The following is a 7,969-nucleotide window of genomic DNA, read 5'->3' on the forward strand; positions in this document are numbered from 1 at the left end:
CGCCGGCCGGCGTCGGCGCTCGCGCGCCCGGGGCGGTCGGGGGCGGCGAGCGCCTTCTCCAGCGCCGTGCGCGCTTCGGCGTAGCGCTTCTGCCGCGAGAGGAAGTCGCCGTAGAAGTAATTGGGATCGATGCCGCCGGGGTTGATCGCCAAGGCCTGCTTCAGCAGCTTTTCGGCCTGCGCGTCGTCGCCGAAGCCCAGCGGCCATCCGGGCACCTGATAGTAGAGGCTGCCGAGGCTGGTGTAGGCCGAGCCGTCGAGCGCGCGCGGGTCGAGCCGCAGGGCGGTCTCGAGCTCGGCCTTGGCCTCCTTGACGAGGCCGAGCGCGCCGAGCCCGCCCTTCGCCCCTGCCCAGGTGCTCAGGACGATGGCGTGCCAGATGCGCAGCTCGGCCGCCTCGGGCTCGACGGCGACCGCCCTCGCGGCGCGCTCGGCGAGCTCGGCGAAGGCCGCCTCGCGGTGCTTCTCGGGCAGGCCGTAGTGGATGTCGGCCCAGCGGCCCTGCACGGCCTGGAGCTCGGCCTTGCCGGTGTCGGCGAGCGCGAAGGCGGCCGGCGCGGCCAGCAGGGAAAGGAGCGGAAAGGCGAGCGGGAGCGCGACGCGGCGGGCGAGCCGGAGTGTCGCGGTGGCGAACGGTTTGTGGTCGGGCATGTTCATGGGCGGTTTTCCTCCGGTTCGGAATGGGCGAAACGCTGGATGGTGGCCAGCTGTCCGCGCAGGGCGCGATCGACCACGCGCGGCAGCAGCCGGTTGAGGCGGGCGAAGAATCGCTCCGGCCAGCCGAGATGGCGCTCGGGCGACTCGTCGCGCAGCGCCTGCACGATCGCGGCGGCGACCTGCGCCGGCGGGTCCATCGCCACGCCAAGCGCGCGGTTCATCTCGACCACCGCGCCGGCGTTCATCGCGGTGCGGGTGGCGCGCGGCGCCAGGTAGAGCACGCGCACCGGGCCGTCGGCGAGCTCGCGGCGCAGCGCCTCGGCGAAGCCGCGCAGACCGAACTTGGTGGCGCTGTAGGGCGCGAAGCCGGGATAGCCGATCGCGCCGAAGGTCGAGCCGACGAACAGCAGCAGCGCGCGCGGGCGCTCGCGCAGCAAGGGCAGCAGGCGCCGGGTGAGCAGCATCGGCGCCACCAGGTTGAGCGCGACCTGGGCCGCGATGGCCTCGTCGTCCTGCTGCTCGACGAGGCCGAAGCGGTTGAGGCCGGCGGCCTGGACCACGCAGTCGACGCCGCCGAAATCCCGCGCCGCGGCAGCCACCGCATCGACGCCGGCGGGGGTGGCGAGATCGGCGGCGAGCGCGCGCAGCGCATGCGGAAAGCGCCCCTGCGCGGCCGCGAGCTTGTCGGCGTCGCGACCGACCGCCAGCACCTGCGCGCCCGCCGTGCAAAGCTGCCCGACCAGCGCGTCGCCGATGCCCCCGCTCGCGCCGGTGACCAGCACGCGGCTTCCGTTCAGTTCCATCGCGCCGCTCCTCAGGCCGCCAGCGGCAGGCCGCGGAAAATGTCGCCGTACAGGCGATACACGACGCGCGCGGTGTGCACCACCGCGGCACGGTCGTCGTCCTCGTCGAGCCGGTTCATCAGCGTCGCGAAGAAGTCCATGTGCTCGAGGTCGAGGCTGCCGTGCGAGTTCAGGTAGCTGAAGGCCTCGGGCGGCAACCCCAGGCTGCTGCGGATCGACCCCGCCGCGCGGGTGGCGAGCGCGATGCTGGTGCCTTCGAGCACGTTGACCATGCCGAAGAAGCTCACCGGGTTATGGCGCGCGATGCGGTCGTAGACATAGGCCACCATCAGCTCGGTGGGCAGCGCCGGCTGGCTGCGGCGCACCGCCTCGGGGTCGGCGCCGCAGGCGGCGAGGTCGTTCAGGATCCACTCCTGGTGGCCATACTCCTCGTCGATGTATTCGGCGATCGCGCCGCGCAGCCATTCGAGCCGTGCGGGCAGGCGCGCGCCGCAGGCCATCAGCAGCGGCACGGTGTGGCTGACGTGGTGATAGGCCTCGGTGAGGAAGGCGATGTAGCTGGGCAGCGCGACCTTGCCGGCGAGCGCCTGCTGGATGATCGGCGCGGCGAACAGCATGTCGCGTTCGGCCACGGTCTGGTCCTGGAGTTGCTGGAAGAAGCTCATGTTTCGGTCTCGTCGCTGAAGGAGGTGAAGTGGACGCCCGGGGCGCCGCCATCGGCGCCGCTGCGCGGCAGGTAGTGCGCCGCGAGCGCAGCGCGGCGCAGGCGGCCGTTGGCGGTGAGGAGGCCGTTTGCCGGGGTGAAGGGCGCCTCGGCGCGCAGCCAGCGGTGCGCGCGCGCGTAGTCGGGCAGGCCCGCGTTGGCGGCGGCCACCGCCGCCTCGAGCTCGACGTCGCTGCAGTCGGCGCGGCGCGGCACGAGCACGGCGAGGTTCTCGGGGCGGGCCTCACCGTGCACCCAGGCCTGGGCGATCGGCCCCTGCTGGACGAGTTCGGCCTCGACCCACTCGGGGTTCACGTTGCGCCCGTAGGCGGTAATGAACTGGTGCTTCCTGCGCCCGTGCAGGACCAGGAAGCCGTCGTCGAAATGGCCGAGGTCGCCGGTGCCCAGCCACGCGTGGGCCGCCAACGCGTCCGCCGGCGGTGCCTCGCCGAGGTAGCCGAGCATGCGCGCGCCGCGCACCTGCACCTCGCCGTCGTCGCCGATGCACACCCCTGCGTGCGGCAAGGGCCGCCCCACCGTGCCGATACGGCGCGCCGACGGGGTGTTGAGACACACCACCGAGGCGCACTCCGACAGGCCGTAGCCCTCGTACACCGGCAGCCCGAGCGCTTCGGAACGCTGCAGCAGCCGCGGCGACACCTGCCCGCCGCCCACCGCGACGAAACGCAGCCCGGCGGGCAGCGCATGGCCTTGCTCGGCGGCCCCGACGAGCGCGAGCAGCATCTGCGGCAACAGGATCAGGCTATGCGGTCGATGCGCATGCAGGGTCTGCAGGAAGCGCGCCGGATCGAAGCCGCCGCCCCCGCTGAAGCCGATCGTGCGCATCGGCAGCAGCTCCACACGCGCACCGGCGAGCAGGCCGGCGTACAGCCCGGCGATGTTCTCGAGCAGCGTCGCCAGCGGCAGCACACCCAGATGACGCTCGACCGCGCACGCCGCGCCGATCTGCGCCACGCTGCGCGCCACCGCGAGTTGCGCCGCCGCGCTCAGGCAAACCCCCTTGGGCTGGCCGGTGGTGCCGGAGGTATAGGTGATCTTCACCGTCCCCGCGGGCAGCGTCGCGACGTGCGCCGGCGCGCGCTGCAGGACGCCCGGCGCGACCGCCGCAAAGCCCGGGAATCCCGCCGCGCCCGCGATGGTGGCGGGATCGACGATCAGCGTGTCGACGCCGGCGCTGTCGAGCACATGGACCTGCTGCGCAGGGGAGAAGAAGCCGGGCAGCGGCACGCACACGCGCCCGTCGGCGAGCAGCGCGAGGTCCCACAGCGCCCACTGCGGGCCGTTGTCGAGCGCGAGCGCGACGCGACGCGCACCCACCGAGTCGAGGAGGGCACGGCACGCGGCGACGGCCTCGGGCAGGCGATCGTAGGCGAGCTCCCCGCCCTCGCCCCGCAGTGCGGGCCGCCCGCCATGGCGGACGAGGCAGGCCAGGAAGGATTCAGACGCATCCGGCACGGAGCGGCCCTCCACGTTCGGACGGGAGGTAGCGACCCGCGCCCGCGAGGGCGCGGTCCCCACCCGGGATCTCCCCCGCCATCACCAGCGGGCCGGCCTCGTAGTAGCTTCCCCACTCCGGAAGTTCCGCCCCCATGCGGCGCGGATCGGCTGGACCGAGCGTGAGCGGGTCGAGACCGAGGCGGCGAAAGCTGTTGATCAGCGCTGGCGTGCCGGTGAAGCACACCCAGCGCAGGCCCTCGGCGGCGAGGATGCGGGTGAGCGCGATGATCAGCAGGCGCGCGGTGCCGGCCCCGTGGGCGGCGAGGTTGCCGACCTCTACGATCCCCTCACGCTCCACCCGCGCTCCCGTCCGTCGCGCGATGACGCGCTCGACCGGCTCGTCGAGATAGCGTTCGAGGAAGAGCCCCTGCTCCGCCGCGCCACGGCAGCCGACCGCGCCGTGGAGGCTGCCATCGGCGGCTTCGAGCGCAAACAGCCGGGGCATGAACTGGCGCACCCGCGCCTGGTAATGCGCCGCGAAGCGTTCGCGCACGAAGTCTTCCACCGCCCGGCGGCGCGCCTCATCGACCTCGAGCAGGCGAAGGCTGCGCGCCGCGGGCTGCAAGCCAGGGGCGGCACTGGAAGGATGATCGAGCCATGGGAGGTCCATGTGTGTCTGGGTCCATTGATGAGAACTGGACCGGATCCTGACCGCGCAGGCTTAAGTGCAGCTTAAGGCGGCAGCGGCTACACCGCGTGCCGCCTCCATCGGTGTTCAATCGTCTTCGTCATGCCCCCCGCCGCGCGGCTCGGGCAGGTTCAGCGGCTTTGCGCCCCACGCGGCGCGGTAGGTCTCGGCCGAGGTGAAATGGCACTGCTCGTTGGCGCCGACCTTGCCGAGCAGCTCGACGTTGGGGCGCGGCAGGATCTCCGCCTGCGCCGCGATCTGCGCACGCAGCTGCGCACACGGGTCCGCGCCGGCGGATGCGCCTGCCTGCATGGGCGCGGCGGCCGGGGCCCCGGTACTGGATTCGGCAGCGTGGGCCTGGATCGTGAACAAGGCCAGCAGCGCGGCCAGGGAAACCGTATTGCGGCTGAGTCGGGTCGTCATGATCATCTCCGGTTGTTTGGCGACGGGACCCACTCTGCGCGCGCCACCCTGAACCCGCGCTGAATCGGCGACGGTTTCCGTAGGAGCGCCGCCAGGCGCGAATGCGGAGGTGGCGGTCGGCACGCGCGTCAATCGCCGGGCCGCCCGTTCGCGGCTTGCGCCACTCCACGGGGTCGAGATGCGCATCGGTTTCTGTAAGCGCCGCAAGGTGCGAATGTGACCGATCTCGCCCGCAGGCACGCCTCTTCGTGCACCCGCGAGTTCAGCTTCCCTTCATGTGCAGCGGCTTAGATTGCGCCCGTGTTCCGGATCGGAACGCGTCCGACCTACAGACAGGAGAACCATCATGAACCGCATTCTCGCCCTCGCCGCCGCCGCGCTCGTTTCCACCTCGGCCCTCGCCGGCCCCACCTGCACCGCCCCCAAGGAGAAGTGGATGAAGGAGGCCGACTTCAAGGCCAAGGTCGAAGCCCAGGGCTACAGGATCAAGACCTTCAAGGTCACCAAGAACGACTGCTACGAGATCTACGGCTTCGACAAGGATGGAAAGAAGGTGGAGATCTACTTCAACCCCGAGACCGGCGCCGAACTCGAACGCAAGTGAGTCGCCATCGGAGGGCGGCGCGCGATCGTGCGCCGCCCTCCCCCACCCCCACAGGAGCGCCTGCCATGCCCCCGCCCGATTCCGATCTTGCCCTGCGGGTCTGGGACCCGTTCGTGCGCGTCTTCCACTGGAGCCTGGTGAGCTGCGTCCTCGTGAACTTCGTCGTCGTCGATGACGGCGAGACGCTGCACCAGTTGGTCGGCTACACCGCCTCGGCGCTCGTCGTCGCCCGCCTCGTCTGGGGCTTCGTCGGCAGCGCACACGCGCGCTTCGCCGATTTCTTCCCGACGCCGGCGCGGCTGCGCGCCCACTTGGCGGCGATCCGCGCCGGCAGGCATGACTTCCAGCCCGGCCACACTCCCCTGGGCGCGCTGATGATGCTCGCGCTGATGACGCTCGTCCTCGCACTGGGCCTGACCGGCTTCCTGCAGACCACGGACCTGTTCTGGGGCGAGGAGTGGCTGGAAGAGCTGCACGCGGGCCTCGCCACCACCCTGATCGCGCTCGCTGGCATCCATGCCGCGGCGGCCATCGTCATCGGGCGCCTGGAGCGGGTCAACCTGGTCGGGGCGATGATCACCGGGGTCAAGCGCACGCGGAACGGCCGCGTCGACGTGCGCTGAAGGACAGGGGCTGCGCTCCGGCGCAGCCCGATCGCATCACGCGCGGCGCCGATCGCCGAAGCCGAGCTCGGCGCGCACGGCCACCGCCAGGAGCAAGCTCGCCGCCCACGCCAGCCACAGCGTCCACAGCGTGTGCGACAGGAAGTGCGCGCCCTGCAGCATGCGGGCCGTGCCGAGGATGCCGCCGGCGAGCAGGCCCGCCACCAGGGCGGCGCGCGCCGCCCGCGGTCCGGCCGGTCGCAGTGCCACCGCCCAGACGATCCACAGGAAGCCGGTCGACGCGTGCCCGGCCGGGAAGCACTGCCCCGCCTTGAGCCCCGGCGGCGCAGCCTCGAACAGGCCCAGATAGGGTGCGTAGCCGCCGAAGTCGATGAGGTCCCAGGGGCAGTAGCGCGCCGTCAGCAGCTTGGCGGTCGAGGTCGCGAGCGGGATCGCGAGCATGCCGATCGCCGCGAGCAGTGCATTGCGCGCGGGCAGCCACGCCAGCCGGCCGCGCCAGCCCTGCCAGCACAGGTACAGGCTGGCCGCCACCAGCACGTAGGTGGCCTGCTTGGCCGCCTTGTGCATCACCGCCTCGAGGAACCAGCTGTGCCGCAGGGGAAAGAGACCGAGCTCGGCATCGAACAGCGCGTGTGCCAGGCGGCGATCCAGATCGGTGCGCTCAAAGGTCCAGTACAACAGCAGCGCGCCGAGGCCGAGCAACGCCGACTGCGCGAGCAGCCAGCGCCGCGACGCATCGAGCGCGGGCACCGGCAGCGGGGTGACGAGTTCGTTGGTCGGCATGTGCTCAGCTCCGGCAGGGGGCGGCGAGGTCCAGTGCGTCGTCGCGGACGGCGGTGCGCACGTCGAGCAGGCCCAGGACGGTGTGGAATAGGTTGTCGTGGCTCGCGGGCCGGGCAGCCTGCGCACGCAGGCACGCCGCATCGACCCGGTTGCGCGCGGCGAATCCGGACGACAGCCACATCAGCATCGGCACCCGGGTCTGCTCCGCGGGCGCGATCGAGTACGGCAGCCCATGCAGGTAGAGGCCGTTCTCGCCGAGCGATTCGCCGTGGTCCGAGACGTAGAGCAGCGCGGTGTCGTAGCGCGACGCCAGCTCCTCGAGCAGATCGATGCTGCGCGCGAGCACGTGGTCGGTGTAGCTCAGCGCGTTGTCGTAGCTGTTGGCCACCTGTTCGCGGGAGCACTTCGACAGGTCCTCGTCATCGCAGGTCGGCGTGAAGCGGCGGAAGGCTTCCGGATAACGGCGGAAGTAGGCCGGGCCATGGTTGCCGAGCTGGTGCAGAACGAGCACGAGGTTGCCCTGCGGGTCGCGCAGCAGCGCCCGGCTGCTCTCGAGCAAGGCCTCGTCGAGGCAGCGCTCGCCGTCGCACAGCGCGGGCAAGGCGGCGGGATCGGGACGCAGGCTCTCCACGCCGGCGCACACCCCCTTGCAGCCGGACTGGTTGTCGTTCCACACCACCCGCAGGCCGGCGTGGCGAAGCACGTCGAGCAAGGACTCGCTGCCGCGGATGGCGTCCTCGTCGTAGCCGCGCCGCCCCTGCAGCGAGAACATGCAGGGCACCGACACCTCGGTGTTGGTGCCGCAGCTCGTCACGTCAGGAAAGTTGATGACGTCGCGGCGGGCGAGCTCGGGCGTGGTGTCGCGGATGGGCGACGGCCCCGCCCCGCGGTCCAGCCCCCAGTTGGCGGCGCGCGCGGTCTCGCCGACCACGATCACGAACAGCGCCGGCTTCTTCGCCGACGCCCAGCTCGCCCCCAGGCGGGCATCGGCGCCGACGGGCTGGCGCGGCTGATTGGCCGCCTGCGCGTCGCGGCTCAGCACGCGCGCGAGCGACCAAAGCGGCGCGGCAGGGGTGATCAGGTAGCGCAGCTCCTTGTGGTTGCGCATCTGCGCGGAGAAGTCCTTGAACACGCTGCCGAGCGCGCCCGCGGCCACGACCAGCGCGAGCACGACGGCGGCACCGCGGACCGCCAGCGCGCGCCGCAGCGGGCGCCGGCGCAGGCGCGC

At 72.0% G+C, this 7,969-nt stretch carries 10 protein-coding genes; 2 read left to right on the forward strand and 8 right to left on the reverse strand.

The annotated features are described in order from the left end of the window. From C667_RS17635 to C667_RS17660, 6 genes are all read right to left on the reverse strand, one after another. Positions 1-656 (reverse strand): tetratricopeptide repeat protein (locus tag C667_RS17635; protein ID WP_004372759.1); only part of this gene is annotated, 656 nt, incomplete at its 3' end. Beyond that, positions 653-1,459 carry an SDR family oxidoreductase gene (locus tag C667_RS17640; protein WP_004372761.1) on the reverse strand — a complete coding sequence of 269 codons (807 nt, stop codon included), beginning with the start codon at positions 1,457-1,459 and terminating at the stop codon, positions 653-655. The genes C667_RS17635 and C667_RS17640, both read right to left, overlap by 4 nt. Before the next feature lie 11 nt (positions 1,460-1,470). Then, positions 1,471-2,124 carry an iron-containing redox enzyme family protein gene (locus C667_RS17645; RefSeq protein ID WP_004372762.1) on the reverse strand — a complete coding sequence of 218 codons (654 nt, stop codon included), beginning with the start codon at positions 2,122-2,124 and terminating at the stop codon, positions 1,471-1,473. Further along, positions 2,121-3,638, reverse strand: a complete 1,518-nt coding sequence (locus tag C667_RS17650; protein WP_004372763.1) for an AMP-binding protein — start codon at positions 3,636-3,638, stop codon at positions 2,121-2,123. The genes C667_RS17645 and C667_RS17650 overlap by 4 nt, the downstream gene beginning before the upstream one ends. Next, positions 3,622-4,290, reverse strand: a complete 669-nt coding sequence (locus C667_RS17655; protein WP_004372765.1) for a thermostable hemolysin — start codon at positions 4,288-4,290, stop codon at positions 3,622-3,624. Before C667_RS17655 ends, C667_RS17650 begins: the two co-directional genes overlap by 17 nt. A 105-nt stretch (positions 4,291-4,395) precedes the next feature. Further along, positions 4,396-4,731 carry a hypothetical protein gene (locus tag C667_RS17660; protein ID WP_004372767.1) on the reverse strand — a complete coding sequence of 112 codons (336 nt, stop codon included), beginning with the start codon at positions 4,729-4,731 and terminating at the stop codon, positions 4,396-4,398. A 346-nt stretch (positions 4,732-5,077) separates the two neighbouring features. Between C667_RS17660 and C667_RS17665 the strand changes: the two genes are divergently transcribed. Further along, positions 5,078-5,335 carry a PepSY domain-containing protein gene (locus tag C667_RS17665; RefSeq protein ID WP_004372769.1) on the forward strand — a complete coding sequence of 86 codons (258 nt, stop codon included), beginning with the start codon at positions 5,078-5,080 and terminating at the stop codon, positions 5,333-5,335. Positions 5,336-5,400: 65 nt separating this feature from the next. Continuing rightward, on the forward strand, positions 5,401-5,958 hold the full coding sequence (locus C667_RS17670; protein ID WP_004372771.1) for a cytochrome b/b6 domain-containing protein: 558 nt from the start codon (positions 5,401-5,403) through the stop codon (positions 5,956-5,958). 36 nt (positions 5,959-5,994) lie between these two features. On the opposite strand, the gene C667_RS17675 is transcribed toward C667_RS17670, so the two are convergent. Both C667_RS17675 and C667_RS17680 read right to left on the reverse strand, forming a co-directional pair. After that, positions 5,995-6,741 (reverse strand): phosphatase PAP2 family protein, encoded by a 747-nt coding sequence (locus C667_RS17675; RefSeq protein WP_004372773.1) that lies wholly within the window; start codon positions 6,739-6,741, stop codon positions 5,995-5,997. A 4-nt stretch (positions 6,742-6,745) separates the two neighbouring features. Next, the coding region (locus C667_RS17680; protein WP_004372775.1) for a phosphoethanolamine transferase at positions 6,746-7,969 on the reverse strand (1,224 nt) is incomplete at its 5' end.

It is taken from the genome of Thauera phenylacetica B4P (assembly GCF_000310225.1).
Classification (GTDB): domain Bacteria; phylum Pseudomonadota; class Gammaproteobacteria; order Burkholderiales; family Rhodocyclaceae; genus Thauera; species Thauera phenylacetica.

Excerpts from the sequence above, each read along its gene's own strand:
- C667_RS17645 (WP_004372762.1), bottom strand. The coding sequence starts at position 2,124 with ATGAGCTTCTTCCAGCAACTCCAGGACCAGACCGTGGCCGAACGCGAC.
- C667_RS17655 (WP_004372765.1), bottom strand. The coding sequence starts at position 4,290 with ATGGACCTCCCATGGCTCGATCATCCTTCCAGTGCCGCCCCTGGCTTG.
- C667_RS17675 (WP_004372773.1), bottom strand. The coding sequence starts at position 6,741 with ATGCCGACCAACGAACTCGTCACCCCGCTGCCGGTGCCCGCGCTCGAT.
- C667_RS17670 (WP_004372771.1), top strand. The coding sequence starts at position 5,401 with ATGCCCCCGCCCGATTCCGATCTTGCCCTGCGGGTCTGGGACCCGTTC.
- C667_RS17640 (WP_004372761.1), bottom strand. The coding sequence starts at position 1,459 with ATGGAACTGAACGGAAGCCGCGTGCTGGTCACCGGCGCGAGCGGGGGC.
- C667_RS17660 (WP_004372767.1), bottom strand. The coding sequence starts at position 4,731 with ATGACGACCCGACTCAGCCGCAATACGGTTTCCCTGGCCGCGCTGCTG.
- C667_RS17665 (WP_004372769.1), top strand. The coding sequence starts at position 5,078 with ATGAACCGCATTCTCGCCCTCGCCGCCGCCGCGCTCGTTTCCACCTCG.